This is a genomic window from Stenotrophomonas sp. SBJS02, from assembly GCF_020428325.2.
Taxonomy (GTDB): domain Bacteria; phylum Pseudomonadota; class Gammaproteobacteria; order Xanthomonadales; family Xanthomonadaceae; genus Stenotrophomonas; species Stenotrophomonas africana.
Window position 1 is genome coordinate 1,850,589 of record NZ_CP109812.1, and the last position, 14,137, is coordinate 1,864,725.

14 protein-coding genes are annotated in these 14,137 nt (G+C 65.5%); 6 read left to right on the forward strand and 8 right to left on the reverse strand.

Annotated elements, in window-relative coordinates:
* Window positions 1–69: 69 nt before the first annotated feature.
* The 4 genes from FQS62_RS08845 (at window position 70) to FQS62_RS08860 (ending at window position 5,887) form a co-directional block, all read left to right on the forward strand.
* A complete protein-coding gene (locus FQS62_RS08845) occupies window positions 70–3,240 on the forward strand; it encodes an efflux RND transporter permease subunit (protein WP_208043974.1) in 3,171 nt (1,056 codons plus the stop codon).
* Between the two features lie 63 nt (window positions 3,241–3,303).
* Window positions 3,304–4,041 (forward strand): SDR family oxidoreductase, encoded by a 738-nt coding sequence (locus tag FQS62_RS08850; RefSeq protein WP_088479959.1) that lies wholly within the window; start codon window positions 3,304–3,306, stop codon window positions 4,039–4,041.
* Window positions 4,035–5,456, forward strand: coding sequence for an efflux transporter outer membrane subunit (locus FQS62_RS08855; protein WP_208043975.1), 1,422 nt, complete (start codon window positions 4,035–4,037; stop codon window positions 5,454–5,456). The genes FQS62_RS08850 and FQS62_RS08855 overlap by 7 nt, the downstream gene beginning before the upstream one ends.
* A gap of 167 nt (window positions 5,457–5,623) precedes the next feature.
* Window positions 5,624–5,887, forward strand: coding sequence for a hypothetical protein (locus FQS62_RS08860; protein WP_049446280.1), 264 nt, complete (start codon window positions 5,624–5,626; stop codon window positions 5,885–5,887).
* Window positions 5,888–5,903: 16 nt separating this feature from the next.
* Here the strand turns inward: FQS62_RS08860 and FQS62_RS08865 are convergent, their stop codons facing one another.
* The 6 genes from FQS62_RS08865 to FQS62_RS08890 form a co-directional block, all read right to left on the reverse strand.
* Entirely contained in the window at window positions 5,904–6,758 is an 855-nt protein-coding gene (locus FQS62_RS08865; protein ID WP_208043976.1) for an endonuclease/exonuclease/phosphatase family protein, read from the reverse strand.
* Between the two features lie 138 nt (window positions 6,759–6,896).
* The gene (locus FQS62_RS08870) at window positions 6,897–7,139 is read right to left on the reverse strand and encodes a hypothetical protein (protein ID WP_208043977.1); all 243 of its coding nucleotides are present in this window, start codon (window positions 7,137–7,139) and stop codon (window positions 6,897–6,899) included.
* 41 nt (window positions 7,140–7,180) lie between these two features.
* Complete coding sequence (locus FQS62_RS08875) at window positions 7,181–7,417, reverse strand: hypothetical protein (RefSeq protein WP_080392814.1); 237 nt, start codon at window positions 7,415–7,417, stop codon at window positions 7,181–7,183.
* 87 nt (window positions 7,418–7,504) lie between these two features.
* Window positions 7,505–8,209: a PA1136 family autoinducer-binding transcriptional regulator gene (locus FQS62_RS08880; protein ID WP_049446285.1), complete on the reverse strand. Its 705-nt coding sequence runs from the start codon at window positions 8,207–8,209 to the stop codon at window positions 7,505–7,507.
* A 5-nt stretch (window positions 8,210–8,214) separates the two neighbouring features.
* Window positions 8,215–9,087, reverse strand: coding sequence for a glyoxalase III HchA (gene hchA / locus FQS62_RS08885; RefSeq protein ID WP_208043978.1), 873 nt, complete (start codon window positions 9,085–9,087; stop codon window positions 8,215–8,217).
* 70 nt (window positions 9,088–9,157) lie between these two features.
* Window positions 9,158–10,141: an AraC family transcriptional regulator gene (locus FQS62_RS08890; protein WP_226053534.1), complete on the reverse strand. Its 984-nt coding sequence runs from the start codon at window positions 10,139–10,141 to the stop codon at window positions 9,158–9,160.
* Between the two features lie 47 nt (window positions 10,142–10,188).
* Here FQS62_RS08890 and FQS62_RS08895 point away from each other — a divergent pair, with 47 nt between their 5' ends.
* Window positions 10,189–10,881, forward strand: a complete 693-nt coding sequence (locus FQS62_RS08895; RefSeq protein ID WP_208043979.1) for an alpha/beta hydrolase — start codon at window positions 10,189–10,191, stop codon at window positions 10,879–10,881.
* A gap of 75 nt (window positions 10,882–10,956) precedes the next feature.
* Here FQS62_RS08895 and FQS62_RS08900 read toward each other — a convergent pair whose 3' ends face one another.
* Complete coding sequence (locus tag FQS62_RS08900) at window positions 10,957–12,975, reverse strand: esterase/lipase family protein (protein WP_208043980.1); 2,019 nt, start codon at window positions 12,973–12,975, stop codon at window positions 10,957–10,959.
* 153 nt (window positions 12,976–13,128) lie between these two features.
* Here FQS62_RS08900 and FQS62_RS08905 point away from each other — a divergent pair, with 153 nt between their 5' ends.
* The gene (locus FQS62_RS08905; protein ID WP_107379422.1) at window positions 13,129–13,590 is read left to right on the forward strand and encodes a methyltransferase family protein; all 462 of its coding nucleotides are present in this window, start codon (window positions 13,129–13,131) and stop codon (window positions 13,588–13,590) included.
* Between the two features lie 14 nt (window positions 13,591–13,604).
* On the opposite strand, the gene FQS62_RS08910 is transcribed toward FQS62_RS08905, so the two are convergent.
* Window positions 13,605–14,087 (reverse strand): hypothetical protein, encoded by a 483-nt coding sequence (locus tag FQS62_RS08910; protein ID WP_208043981.1) that lies wholly within the window; start codon window positions 14,085–14,087, stop codon window positions 13,605–13,607.
* Between the last annotated feature and the right edge of the window lie 50 nt (window positions 14,088–14,137).

The following is a 14,137-nucleotide window of genomic DNA, read 5'->3' on the forward strand; positions in this document are numbered from 1 at the left end:
TGCCTTCGTCAACGTGACGAGGGGCAGGGCGGCTGTTGCCCGCCGAACGCCTTTCCCAGGAATTCCTCCATGGACTTTTCCCGTTTCTTCATCGACAGGCCGATCTTCGCGGCGGTGCTGTCGATCGTGATCTTCGCCGCAGGCCTGATCACGATTCCAATTCTGCCGATCAGCGAGTACCCGGAAGTGGTGCCGCCGTCGGTGGTCGTACGCACGGTGTATCCGGGCGCCAACCCCAAGGTCATTGCCGAGACCGTCGCCACGCCGCTTGAAGAGGCGATCAATGGCGTCGAAGGCATGATGTACCTGAAGTCGGTGGCCGGCTCGGACGGCGTGCTGCAGATGACCGTCACCTTCCGCCCGGGCACCGACCCGGACGCGGCGGCGGTGAAGGTGCAGAACCGCGTGGCGCAGGCGCAGGCGCGCCTGCCCGAGGACGTGCGCCGGCAGGGCGTGACCACGCAGAAGCAGTCACCGACCTTCCTGATGGTGGTGCACCTGACCTCGCCGCAAGGCAAGTACGACACCCTGTACCTGCGCAACTACGCCCGCCTGCACGTCAAGGATGCGTTGGCGCGCATCCCGGGCGTGGGTGACGCGCAGATCTTCGGTGGTGGCGACTACGCCATGCGCGCCTGGCTGGATCCGGACAAGGTGGCGTCGCGCGGCCTGACCGCCAGCGACGTGGTGCGCGCCATGCGCGAGCAGAACGTGCAGGTTTCGGCCGGCCAGCTCGGTGCGGAACCGCTGCCGAACAGCCAGTTCCTGACCCTGATCAATGCCCAGGGCCGGCTGAAGACCGAAAAGGAATTCGGCGACATCGTGCTCAAGAGCGGTGTGGACGGCGAGATCGTACGCCTGGCCGATGTGGCCCGCCTGGAACTGGGCGCCGGTGACTACACCCTGCGCTCGCAGCTGGACGGCAAGAACTCGGTCGGTATCGGTATCTTCCAGTCGCCCGGCGCCAACGCGCTGGAGATCCGCGACCAGGTCATCTCGACGATGGACGAGATGCAGAAGACCATGCCGGCCGACGTGAAGTACGAAGCCGTGTATGACACCACCATCTTCGTGCGTGACTCGATCAAGGCCGTGGTCTCCACGCTGCTGGAAGCCATCGCCCTGGTGGTGCTGGTGGTGATCCTGTTCCTGCAGACCTGGCGTGCCTCGATCATTCCGTTGATCGCGGTGCCGGTGTCGGTGGTCGGTACCTTTGCCGCGCTGTACCTGCTGGGCTTCTCGATCAACACGCTGAGCCTGTTCGGCCTGGTGCTGGCGATCGGCATCGTGGTCGACGACGCGATCGTGGTGGTGGAGAACGTCGAGCGCAACATCGAGGAAGGACTGTCGCCCACCGCGGCGGCCCACCAGGCCATGCGCGAGGTCTCCGGCCCGATCGTGGCGATCGCGCTGGTGCTGTGCGCCGTGTTCGTGCCGATGGCGTTCCTGTCGGGTGTTACTGGACAGTTCTACAAGCAGTTCGCGGTCACCATCGCCATCTCCACGGTGATCTCGGCGATCAACTCGCTGACCCTGTCGCCGGCCCTCGCCGCGCGCCTGCTGAAGGCCCACGGCGCACCGAAGGACGGCCCGAGCCGCCTGATCGACCGCCTGTTCGGCTGGGTGTTCCGTCCGTTCAACCGCTTCTTCAAGTCCAGCTCGGAGAAGTACGAACGTGGCGTTGCCCGCATCCTCGGCCGTCGTGGTGCGGTGTTCGTGGTCTACGCGATCCTGCTGGTCGGTACCGGCGTGATCTTCAAGCTGGTGCCGCCGGGCTTCATCCCGACCCAGGACAAGCTGTACCTGATCGCCGGCGTGAAGCTGCCGGAAGGTTCGTCGATTGCGCGTACCGATGAAATGCTGCGCAAGGTTGCCAAGATCGCCCAGGAAACCGATGGCGTGGCCCACACCATCTCGTTCCCGGGCCTGAACGCGCTGCAGTTCACCAACACGCCGAATACCGGTGTGGCGTTTATTCCGCTCAAGCCGTTCGCCGAGCGTCATGGCCGTACCGCCGCGCAGATCAATGCCGAGATCAACCAGAAGATCGCCGGGCTGCAGGAAGGCTTCGCCTTCGCGATGATGCCGCCGCCGATCCTCGGCCTGGGTAACGGCAACGGCTACCAGATGTTCATCGAGGACCGCGGCAACCTGGGCTACGGCGCACTGCAGAATGCCGTGCAGGCCATGCAGGGTACCGTGGCGCAGACGCCGGGCATGGCCTTCCCGATTTCCAGCTACCAAGCCAACGTGCCGCAGCTGGATGCCGAGGTGGACCGCGTCAAGGCCAAGGCACAGGGCGTGCAGCTCACCGAACTGTTCGACACGCTGCAGACCTACCTGGGTTCGGCCTACGTCAACGACTTCAACCAGTTCGGCCGTACCTGGCAGGTGATCGCCCAGGCAGACGGTCCGTACCGCGAGACGGTCGAGGACATCGGCAAGCTGCGCACCCGCAACGACCGTGGCGAGATGGTGCCGATCGGTTCGATGGTCACCATCAAGCAGACCTTCGGCCCGGACCCGGTGCTGCGTTTCAATGGCTATCCGGCAGCAGACCTGGCCGGCGAAGCCGACCCGCGCCTGCTGTCCTCGGCCGAGGCGATGAACAAGCTGACCGAGATCGCCGGCAAGGTGTTGCCGGTGGGCATGACCACCGAATGGACCGACCTGAGCTACCAGCAGGCGACCCAGGGCAAGGCGGCCTTCATCGTGTTCCCGGTGGCGATCATGCTGGCCTTCCTGGTGCTGGCTGCGCTGTACGAGAGCTGGTCGCTGCCGCTGGCGGTGATCCTGATCGTGCCGATGACCCTGCTGTCCGCGTTGTTCGGCGTGTGGTTGACCGGTGGTGACAACAACGTGTTCGTGCAGGTCGGCCTGGTGGTGCTGATGGGCCTGGCGTGCAAGAACGCGATCCTGATCGTCGAATTCGCCAGAGAGCTGGAGATGGGCGGCAAGGGAATCGTTGAAGCTGCATTGGAAGCCTGCCGCCTGCGTCTGCGCCCGATCGTGATGACCTCCATCGCGTTCATCGCCGGCACCGTACCGCTGGTGCTGTCGCACGGTGCGGGTGCCGAGGTGCGCTCGGTGACCGGTATCACTGTGTTCGCCGGCATGCTGGGCGTGACCCTGTTCGGCCTGTTCCTCACCCCGGTGTTCTACGTGGCCCTGCGCAAGTTCGTCACCCGCAACGGTGGTGGCCAGCTGGTGCAGCACGGCGAGCCGACCATCCACCACTGACATGGAACCCCGTCGCCGCCCGTCAATGGCCGGCGGCGGCTTCCCCTCACAAGGCATGCATCCATGAATACCCATCAGAACAAGATCGCGCTGGTCACCGGCGCCACCCGTGGCATCGGACTGGAAACCGTGCGCCAGCTCGCCCAGGCGGGCGTGCACACGCTGCTGGCCGGTCGCAAGCGCGAAACGGCGGTCGAGCTGGCACTGAAGCTGCAGGCTGAAGGCCTGCCGGTCGAAGCCCTGCAACTGGACGTGACCGACGCGGCCAGCATCGCCGAAGCGGTCGAGCAGGTACGCCAGCGCCACGGACGACTGGATATCCTGGTCAACAACGCCGGCATCATGATCGAGAACCCGGCGCAGGCGCCGTCGGAACAGTCGCTGGACACCTGGAAGCGCACCTTCGATACCAACGTGTACGCGCTGGTGGCGGTCACCCAGGCTTTCCTGCCGCTGATCAAGCAGGCAAAGTCCGGCCGCATCGTCAATGTGTCCAGCATGCTCGGCTCACAGACCCTGCACGCGGATCCCGCATCGGGCATCTACGACTTCAAGATTCCCGCCTACAACGCGTCCAAGGCCGCGGTGAACAGCTGGACCCTGAGCCTGGCCTACGAGCTGCGCAACACCCCGATCAAGGTCAATACCGTGCATCCGGGTTACGTGAAGACCGACATGAACGGCGGCAACGGCGAAATCGAAATCGCAGAAGGCGCGCGCTCCAGCGTGCAGATGGCGCTGATCGGCGAATCCGGTGCCAGCGGCAGCTTCACCTACCTGGGCGAGGTGCTGCCATGGTGATCCGCACGTTGGCGATGGCCGTCTCCAGCCTGGTGCTGGCGGGCTGTGTCAGCGTCGGCCCGAACTACAAGGCCCCGGTGCAGGAACCAGTGGTCCTCCAGAGCGCGCAGCAGCCGGTCTTCAGCACTACTTCGCCGGTGGCCAGCTGGTGGGCGCAGTTCGATGATCCGGTGCTGGAAGAACTGGTTCACGGCGCACTGTCGGACAATCTGGACCTGCGCGTGGCCGTGGCCCGCGTCAGCCAGGCCCGCGCGGTGTTCGTCGAAAGCCGCTTCGACCAGGCACCGCACATCACCGCAGGCGGCAGCTATAACCGCCGCAAGCAACCCGATCCGCAGCTGGGTGGGCAGCGGGTGTTCAGTGAAAGCTACCAGCTCGGCTTCGATGCCGGCTGGGAGCTGGATCTGTTCGGCCGCAAGCGCCGTGCTGCAGAAGCCGCGCGCGCCGACCTCGACGCCGAGCAGGCCAACCTGGCCGACGCGCAGGTACTGATCGCTGCCGAAGTGGCGCGCAACTACTTCGAGCTGCGCGGCACGCAGAAGCGCATCGCCGTGGCCCAGCACACCCTGGTCAACCTGCGCGAGACGCAGAAGCTGACCGAGGCGCGCTGGGAGCTGGGCGCCGGCAGTGAGCTGGACGTGCAGAGCAGTCGTGCGCGGCTGAAGGCGATCGAGGCCGATATCCCGCTGCTGGAAGTGGCCGAAACGCAGTCGCGCAATCGTCTGGCGGTTCTGCTGGGCCAGCGGCCGGAGACGCTGACCGCCATGCTTGCGCCGCACGAAGTGCCGGCATTCGCCAAGGCACTGCCGCTGGGCGATACCCGCGAGCTGCTGCGCCAACGCGCCGACGTGCGCGTGGCGGAGCGTCGCCTGGCGGCCGCGACCGCCCGCGTCGGCGTGGCTACGGCGGATCTGTTCCCGCGGTTGTCGCTGTCCGGCTTCGTCGGCTTCCTCGGCGGCGATGCCAGTGGCCTGGTCAATGGCAACAACAAGGCCTGGTCGCTGACCCCGTCGCTGAGCTGGGCGGCATTTGACTTCGGTACCGTGCGTGCACGCCTGCGCGCCAGCAAGGCGGAAGCCGAAGGCGTGGCAGCACAGTATGAGCAGGCCGTGCTGCTGGCCCTGGAAGATACCGAGAACGCGCTGACCCGCTATTCCAAGCAGCAGGCGCGATTGGCGATCGTGGTCGAGCAGGCGCAGGCGGCACGTCGTGCCGAATCGCTGGCACAGATCCGCTACCGCGAAGGCTCGGAGGATTTCCTCACGCTGCTGGATGCACAGCGCACGCAACTGGCTGCGGATGACGCGTTGGCCGCAGCCGAATCCGAAGTCAACGTCAGCGTGGTCGGTGTGTACAAGGCGCTGGGCGGCTGGGGACAGTCGCCTCAGCCACCGAGCGTGGCGCAGGTGCAGTAACCCGAAGGGGACGGAAGCGATGGCTTCCGTCCCTTTGTTCTTTCATGGCCAAAGATGGGCGGGTGCGGCACGGGCCGTGCACGGGGTCACAGTCATGACGTTTCTGACTCTGCCGGAAGCCGTATCCGCCGTGTAACTAGTGGGGCAGGCTATAGGGAGGACAGACGATGACCGATGACAAACGGGATACCCAGCGCATGTTGTTCGGTGATCCGGGGCCACCCGATGCCGGGCTGTCGGTGGCCGTTGTGGTGCTGCTGGTACTGGCGACGATGGCTGCGGCGATCGGCTTCGTGCGCCTGCCGGATCCGTTGCTGGGGCTGGGCCTGATCGGCATCGCCGTGTTCCTTGCCGTAGGTGCCCGCATCTGCCAGGCACGCAATCAGCACCAGGCACTGTACCGGTTGTTGTCACGGCAGCCGCCACCGTAGCGGCTGCCGCGCAGGATCACGGCGTGGGCCAGTCGAGCTCGACCACCAGCGGGAAATGATCCGACGGCAGCACACCGTCGATGCGACGGTCATCGGTGACGAAGCTGCGGGCATGGAAGCCGCGCACCAGCACCCAGTCCAGCTGCACGGTGGCCTTGCCGGTGAAGTCATGGAAGGTGAGGCGCGGGCCCTGTGGCGCCTTTACCTGGGTGCGCGTGTCCTGCAGCACGCGGGTGAACGCCTTGTAGGTGTCTCCTCCGGGTTCGCTGTTGAAGTCGCCGGTCAACACCACCGGCAGGTCAACCGGCAGCGTCGCCAGTCGCTTTCCGATCAGTCCGGCACCCTTCACCCGGCGCGGCTCGTCCTCGTCACGGTAGGGCAGGTGGGTATTCATGAAGTAGAAACGACGGCCGTCGTCCAGACGCCGGAACAGGGCCCAGGTGACCATGCGCGGGTACAGGTTGCCCCAGGTGATGCTGCCGGGCACGTCCGGCGTATCCGAAAGCCAGAAGTTGCCGGATTCCTCGATGGCCAGCACCTTGCTGTCGTAGAACACGCCCATGTGCTCATCGCCGCTGCCACCGCGGCGGCCCTCGCCGAACCAGCGGTAGCCGGGCAAGTGTCCGGACAGGTAGTCGGCCTGTTCCTTCACCAGTTCCTGCGTGCCGATCACCGCCGGGTGCGCATCCAGGATGACCTTGACCATCGCGTCGCGGCGATCGGGCCAGCGCTTGCCCGGTTCGGTATCAGCCGGGGTGCGGACGTTGAACGACATTACTTTCAGTGGCGCCGGTGTAGCGGCCCAGGCGACGGCAGGCAGGGCAAGCACCAACAGCGCACACAGCGCAGGGCGACGGAAACGCGACAACATCGTGGAATCCCTCCATTCCATGAAAACGGTTTCACGAAGCATGCCATGGAAGGCGAGGGCAGCGGTATGCCGGGATGGGCGGCTGGGAGATGCCGGACGGGCGGTGAAGGCGCCGCCCGGCGGATCGCGCGGGCGCGATCAGGGGTCGTACATCATCCCGCTCTCGTCGCGGTTGTAGTGGTCGCTGGCTACGCGGGTGCCGTCGTCATAGACCACGTACAGCGTGCAGCGCTGATGGATGCCAAAGCCGGCACGGAAGGGCACGCACTCTTCCTGCAGGCCGACCTCTTCGGCGGCATTTGCCGGTGCTGAAGGCAGCAGCGCGGCAAGTGTCACCACTGCAGCGAAGGAAAAAGCGGTGATTCGATTGTGCAGCGTCATTGATCACACTCCTTGTAGTCGTAGTCGGTGTCCAATGCAGATCAGTCTGCCGGGAGGTACCACTGACCGTTCTCGTCTATCCAGTACACCGACGTGAAAACGGTGCCATCTGCCAGAGTACGGGTTACGGTGCAGCGCTGATGCACGAGGTTGGGCCCAAGTCTTACGGGCACGCAATCGGTCGTCGATCCGGGGGATCCGGCCGCGTGGCTGGTTGCCGGTACCACGCTACCCAATGCAAACATCAATGCAGCCATCGAGGCCAGTTGCAGTTTCATCAGCATCATCCTTGCTTTCTGCAATCGCGCACATGCGCATGGCGTGTGTAACACGCGACCCAGACCACCGGAAGTGCCTCGCCGTGATCAGTCTTCGATCTCGCCGCGACGGCTGGCAGCACGCACTGCCTGCGCGGTGGTAGCCACACCCAGCCGTTGGCGCGCGTGGCGCAGGTGGTTCTCCACCGTGCGCGTGGAAAGCCCAAGCGTGGCCGCGATCTCAGCTTGCCGGCGCCCGGCGGCGACCCAGCGCAGCACTTCGCGCTCGCGGTTGCTGAGTGCGCTTCCCGAACGCTCGGCAGGCGATTCGGCAAGCCGGCGTGCGGCACGGAATGCTGCAGTTGCAGCAGCATCCAGCAGCAGTCGCGCGCTGGCCGAGGCATTGATCGCTGTCCCGGCAAAACTGATCGCGCCCTCCAGGCCGGTGGTACCGAACACCGGCACCTGCAGACCGTGCAGGCCTTCACCACGTGGCTGCTTCACCACCTGATAGCGTTCGCCGCGCACGCCCTGGCGCTTGCTCCAGAAGAATGGCGCGTCGCTGTCCAGCACGTGGCGATTGACCGGACAGGCGTGCAGGTAGCGCGCGAGGTCGGTACTGCTGCCGTCACCGAACCAGTCGCCCTCGATCCAGTACACGCGCTGGGTACCGCGCTCCAACCCCGTGCCGGTGGCGAACACCAGCACGCGGTCGTAGCCGAGCGGTGCAGAGATGCTGCGCAGTACCGCGCCGACCGCACTCAGTGAGCGGGCGCGTTCCAGCTCCAGCAACGCCTGCACCAATTCGCTCATCCGGGTCAGCGCCCGGCGAGGGCGTCGAGCAGCGTGCGTGCGGCCAGCTTGCCCAGCGCATTGCCGGCCAGCGGGCTGTCGCCGGTCAGCAGCAGGCGGTCCTGCAGCACGCTGCCATCGATGCCGTCGTTGACGATCTGCACGCCCTGCTGTGCCAGGCGCTCACCGAAGAACCACGGCAGCTGCCCGGGCATGTAGCCGATCTCCGGCGTCTGCCGGTCCATCGCATCGGGGAAGGCACAGATGCGGTAGCCGCGGAACAGTGAACCACCATCGGCCTCGTCGACGCCTGCGGCCAGCAATGCAGCGGGGCCGTGGCAAAGGGTGATGATGTGGCGTTGCTCGGCCATCGCCCAGTGCAGGGTCGCCTTCACCGCGCGGCTCTGCGGCAGTCCGATAAGTGCGCCATGGCCACCGGGAATGAACACGGCTGCATAATCCGATGCGGCATCGAGGCCTGCCACCACTTCATCCAACGGCAGTGGCTGGCGGAAGCGGGCTTCGTAGCGGTCGTACAGGCCGCCTATCTCCGTGTCCTCGCGCGGGAACGCCCACCACTCGAACTTGGCGGCGTTGCCGGACAGCGTGGCTACATCGATGTCGAAACCAGCCTTGTCCAGGTGGTACATCGGCAGCAGGGTTTCCACCGGATGGTTGCCGGTGGAGAACAGATGGCCGTTGGCAGTGGGCAGATAGCGTTCGTCCGCAGCGATCATCAGCACCTTCCAGCGACCATCCCGGCGCGCGTCGGGATAGTCGGCACCAGACAGGTTGCTCTTGGCCGAGGTGAACTGTGACAGCGAGTAAGGAGAGGGGAAGAAGGCGCCGCGCTCGGCCGGGTCGGGGCTGGGGTGGCGGCTGGGCTCTTGCGTGTTCATGCGGACCTCCAGTGGGGTAGTGGAGCCAGCATAGAAGGGCTGATGCCTATGTGCGATGAGGGTTTTCCCCTCATTCGCGCGACGCTGCCATCTGTTGGCGCCAGGTATTCGGGCTCATGCCGAAGGCGCGGCGGAACGCACGGCTGAATGCCGGTTCGGAGAGATACCCGACGTCTCCGGCGATCTGCGAAACCCGCCGGTTTCCGCTGCGCAGCAGCTCCGCTGCCAGTTGCAGCCGCGATCCAGCGAGATAGCGCATCGGTGACATGCCGGTGGCCAGGCTGAACCGCTGCGCGAAATTCGAGCGCGATTGATTCAGGTTTGCCGCCAGAGACTCGACCGTCCACGCCTGTGCGGGGTGTGCCTGCATCAACGCCAGTGCCCGCCCGATCAATGGGTCGGCCAACGCGTGCAGGCGTTGACAGTTGTGTGGGTTGGAGGTTCCCAGCCAATAGCGCAGCGTCCAGACAAACAACAGGTCGAGCAGGCGTGACAGCATCAGTCCACTGCCCAGCGTGGGCCGGGCCGCTTCAACCTGGATCGCGCCCAGCGTTACCGCCACCCAATCGGCTGAGCTGGCGGGAAATCCGTTCGGCATCCGGTCCACTCCGGGGACGTGCAGCCAGCCGGGCAGGGCATCAAGCAGCAATTGGCTGCCTGGGCCATCAAACCCAAAGGATGCCGTGGTCAGATGGGCAGGCTGCGGCGCGTCGCTGGCACAGTCGATGCGATGTGTCCGGCCATGCGGCATCAACAGCAGCTCGCCGGTCTGCAGCGGCACCACCGCGGCATCCGCATGCAGGCGTGCCGTGCCCTGTTCGATGAAGTGGAAGCAGCCGCGTCCCTCGGCAATGATGCGGGATCCACCGGGCTGCACGACGTGGCGGGTGATGTCGCCGCCGTGCATGCGCGAGGACTGGAAGATCGCAAACAAGGCGTCGGACCCGGCCTGAAGCGATTCGGTGATGTGGAGCCTTGGCATGGTTTTCAGGAGTCCGTGCATCGCCGCTGGCAGGGGCGATCCGTAGTCTGGTCGGGTGGCTTCAGGCAGCACTGGTGGCTGTCAGGCAACGATCCCATCCAAGTGAGGAGTTCTGCAAGATGAGCAAGCCAAGCATCATTCTGGTTCATGGTTTCTGGGGCGGCGCCGCGCATTGGGCCAAGGTGATACTGGAGCTCGATCGCCGGGGTTTCCACGACCTGCATGCCGTGGAGCTGCCGTTGACGTCGCTGGCCGACGACGCAGAGCGGACCCGGCGCATGATCCGTCAGATCCCGGGGCCGGTGCTGCTGGTCGGTCATTCCTATGGTGGCGCGGTGATCTCCGAAGCCGGAAACGAACCCAACGTGACCGGCCTGGTCTTCATCGCCGCGTTCGCACCGGATGCGGGCGAGAGTCCCGGCGGCATTACCCAGGAACAGCTGCCGCAGGCGGCGGCCAATCTGGCGCCGGACAGCGACGGCTACCTGTGGCTGCAGCCCGACAAGTTCCATGAGAGTTTCTGCCAGGACCTGCAGGCCGACGAGGCGCGGGTGATGGCGGTCACCCAGAAGGCGCCGCTGGCGAGCACGTTCGGTGATGCCGTCAGTGACCCGGCATGGCGGCACAAGCCGAGCTGGTACCAGGTCTCCAGCGCGGACCACATGATCCACCCTGACAACCAGCGGCGCATGGCGGCGCGCATGCAGCCACGTGCCTGCATCACGCTGGATGCCAGTCATGCGTCGCTGGCGTCGCAGCCGGTAGCGGTGGCCGAACTGATCACCGAGGCTGCGTCCGACGGACAAAGCTGAGTATCCCGATCTTGCCGCAGTGGCGGTGTCCCGGCCGGCCAGAGCGCCGCTGCCATGATGCCGCCACGCTGAGCTTTACTTGTTCTGACGGTCGTGCTCCTGCATGTCCTCATGCAGGATCCGGCGCAGCTCGACGATGGCCGGCGTGGCTTCCTGCACGCTGTGCCCGGATACGATCACCTTCTCCGACTCCGCCCGCGGCAGGTGCGAACTCCAGTATGGCACCAGCCCGTCGTCACTCTTCTCCAGCGGGCCGTCGGCCTTGGCGCGCGCGATGATCGAGTGGTAGCGGACCTTCGGCGACATCGGCAGGTCGGCCACGGCGCGGACGAAAGGATCGTCCTTGTCCAGGTTCTGGATGCTGTTCATCTGATAGCCGTGCTTGCCGTCACTGCGATCGATCTGGCCGTCGTTGGCGATGGTGGCGACGTCTTCCAATACAGTCAGGGGCAACCGCACCAGGCGTCCGATCCATCGGCCCAGGCGGGTGCCTGCCACGTCGGTACCGCGGTGGGGGGTGGCAATGAACACCACGCGCGATACTTCCGGTTCCGGCAGGAAGGTCAGTACCGGTGCGCCTTTGGTGCGCAGCAGTTCGCGCTGTGCCGGCGTCATCTGCGCAGTCGCCAGCAGGGTGTCCACCAGGTGATCGCCGGAAGAGGAGATCATCAGCCGTGCGATCACGCCGCCCATGCTGTGCCCCACCAGCACCATGTCATGCGAGGCCTGCGCCTTGCCGCTGGGGTCGAAGTGCTTGAACACCTCGGCCAGCGTATGACGCATCGCATCGTGGCTCATCGCGATGGGCATGTTGGTCGGGTAATAGAACTGCCAGATCTGGAAATCCCGGCGGATCTCGTCGTCACGCATCAGCTCGTTGGCGACGTTGACCCAGGCTTCCGGGCTGCTGGCCAGGCCATGGATCATCAGCAGTACGCGGCGGTTCGGGTCGTAGGGCTGCATCATGTACAGATGCGGTGTTTCGATGCCGCCCTTGCCGCCGAACAGCGATCGCAGCGACTGGTGACTGAAGTTGGAGCGGGCCAGCCACAGCGCATAGCCAGCGGTGAAGTTCGCGGCCAGCGGCACTTCCTGTCCGTGCAGGGTCACTTCCGTGACCTGGTAGGGATCGTGGATTTCCAGTTCCGGCTCGTCGTCGTGCAGCACTTCCCACAGGTTCTTTCCGGAGAAGCGCAGCAGCACGGTCATCGACGGCGAAGGCATTTCGCTCCAGCTCTGCGGGACCGGCGTGGTCTTCGTGGCGGGTGTTGTGGCCGGCGTCGTGGTGGCCGGGGTGGCGGTTGGATCGTCCATCACGGCCACCAGTTCGGCACCGAAGCCATCGCGGCGATGCACGCTGCGCAGGGTGCCGGTGAACGACAGCGAGGCCGCCGGTACCAGCTCGGTGGGCGTACGCTTGTCCAGCGGCGATGCCTCACCTGAAGGCGCCAGCACGAAGGTCCAGCGGCCGAGCTGGAAATGGCTGGCTTCAGCATGCACGCGCCCGGTGGCATAGGCGTTGTACAACTGCACCGAGGCTTCCTGCACGGCCAGGTTGTAGTAGTCGCGCACCTGGGTCTGGCGGTCCTCGAAACCCCGCTGGTTGGCCGTTCGCTCGGTGAAGAACAGATAGGCGTAAGCCTGCCGCGCGACCTGCATCCACGCGTCCAGGCGCGGCTGGAAGTCGGCGTCCAGTTCGGTGATCGCGCTCTTGGCGCGGCCTGACGTGGAGTACTCGCGCTTGGGCGCCGGCAGGGTCATCGCATACTGCAGCCACAACTCGGCCAGGCTCGACCGCTTGTCTTCCTCGCGCACCACGATGCTGGCTTCCATCGCCTCGATGCAGGGCAGGCCCGGCTTGGCACAGACGCCTTCATCGAGCCCGGCCACGCGCAGCGTTTCCGTCGTCGCCGAGCTGAGCTTCCCGGTGGTGAGGATGTCACCGCGCTTGAGCGCGATGTACTGGCCGGGCGTGACCGAGGCGACCTGTACCGACGGCCCGAACTGGCGCAACGTGGCACAACCACCCAGGGCGAGCAGCACGGTGATGATGAGGGTCGTGCGGCCAATGAAGCCCAAGCCCGTGGTAGCCATACGATCCTCCTGCGCGGTGGCGCCACTCTAGCGGTCGGCATGTCAAAGCGGAAGATACCGGGCGGTCGGTTTGTGCCATGAAACCCCTGCCATGCAAGCGATTCAGGTATTCCCGTGTGACACTGAGGTGAATGGGCGAATGCAGGGACTGCGATGCGCTGGCTTGAGACCCGCGTTCCACCGCCGCTGGTGATGCTGCTGTGTGGCGCCATCGGCTACCTGGCGAGCCGCCTGGCAGCGGGACCGGTGGTTCCGCTGCCGATGCCGGCACTGCTGGCCGGTGGGGTGGTGGCCATCGGCTTAACGTTGAACCTGCTGCCGAAGCTGGCTTTCCGTCGCGTGCGTACCACGGTGAACCCGCTGCGCCCCGCAATGGCGAGCGCGCTGGTCACGCATGGTGTGTACCGTTACACGCGCAATCCGATGTATCTGGGCCAGGCCACGGTGCTGGCAGGCGTCATGCTGTACCTGCAGAGCCCGGTCGCATTGCTGGCTGTCCCGCTGTTCGTGCTGTACATCACGCGGCTGCAGATCATGCCGGAAGAGCGGGCGCTGTCGGCCCGCTTTCCCGAGGCATACGCCGCCTTCCGTCAGCGAGTACGACGCTGGCTGTAGCGCGGATCAGGCCACTACGGCGTGATCTGGCACTTCACCGCAGCGGAATAGCCCTCATAGTCGTCACCTGCGATGACGTGCAGGGTGTGGCGCTTGTCGATGGCCTTCACGTATGAAGGCTCCTCCGTGTTGGCGTGTTCGTTGACCGTGGTCACTGACCACGCCTTGGCCAGACGCTTGGAGTCGACGCCATTCAAGTAGACGAAGAGGCTCTTCTCGCCCTCGGCCACGTTCACATCGGCACTGGTGACGGTACCGCCGAACAGCGCGACCGGCTTGTCCTCCGGCTCGAAGGTGCCACCCGGTTTCCTGGCCAGGCCCGCGGCCTGCAGTGCATCGATGGCCTCGGCCTCGTTGAAGTTGGAGCCGGCCTTGCAGGCCAGCAGGGCTTCCAGCGTGGAGGTGCCAGGCGGAGCAATGGCCGGTGCGGCGGCGTGCGTGGCCTGCGCTGCGGCGAATGCGGCGAGGAACATGGTGAGGGCAAGGGGGGCTTTCATGGCAGGTCCTTCAATGTGTCGAGGAATAGCCGGTGGCGGGGCGAACAGAC

Bases quoted from the DNA above. Each gene is read 5' to 3' on its own strand.
- FQS62_RS08845 (WP_208043974.1), top strand. From the start codon at position 70: ATGGACTTTTCCCGTTTCTTCATCGACAGGCCGATCTTCGCGGCGGTG.
- FQS62_RS08850 (WP_088479959.1), top strand. From the start codon at position 3,304: ATGAATACCCATCAGAACAAGATCGCGCTGGTCACCGGCGCCACCCGT.
- FQS62_RS08855 (WP_208043975.1), top strand. From the start codon at position 4,035: ATGGTGATCCGCACGTTGGCGATGGCCGTCTCCAGCCTGGTGCTGGCG.
- FQS62_RS08860 (WP_049446280.1), top strand. From the start codon at position 5,624: ATGACCGATGACAAACGGGATACCCAGCGCATGTTGTTCGGTGATCCG.
- FQS62_RS08865 (WP_208043976.1), bottom strand. From the start codon at position 6,758: ATGTTGTCGCGTTTCCGTCGCCCTGCGCTGTGTGCGCTGTTGGTGCTT.
- FQS62_RS08870 (WP_208043977.1), bottom strand. From the start codon at position 7,139: ATGACGCTGCACAATCGAATCACCGCTTTTTCCTTCGCTGCAGTGGTG.
- FQS62_RS08875 (WP_080392814.1), bottom strand. From the start codon at position 7,417: ATGAAACTGCAACTGGCCTCGATGGCTGCATTGATGTTTGCATTGGGT.
- FQS62_RS08880 (WP_049446285.1), bottom strand. From the start codon at position 8,209: ATGAGCGAATTGGTGCAGGCGTTGCTGGAGCTGGAACGCGCCCGCTCA.
- hchA (WP_208043978.1), bottom strand. From the start codon at position 9,087: ATGAACACGCAAGAGCCCAGCCGCCACCCCAGCCCCGACCCGGCCGAG.
- FQS62_RS08895 (WP_208043979.1), top strand. From the start codon at position 10,189: ATGAGCAAGCCAAGCATCATTCTGGTTCATGGTTTCTGGGGCGGCGCC.
- FQS62_RS08900 (WP_208043980.1), bottom strand. From the start codon at position 12,975: ATGGCTACCACGGGCTTGGGCTTCATTGGCCGCACGACCCTCATCATC.
- FQS62_RS08905 (WP_107379422.1), top strand. From the start codon at position 13,129: ATGCGCTGGCTTGAGACCCGCGTTCCACCGCCGCTGGTGATGCTGCTG.
- FQS62_RS08910 (WP_208043981.1), bottom strand. From the start codon at position 14,087: ATGAAAGCCCCCCTTGCCCTCACCATGTTCCTCGCCGCATTCGCCGCA.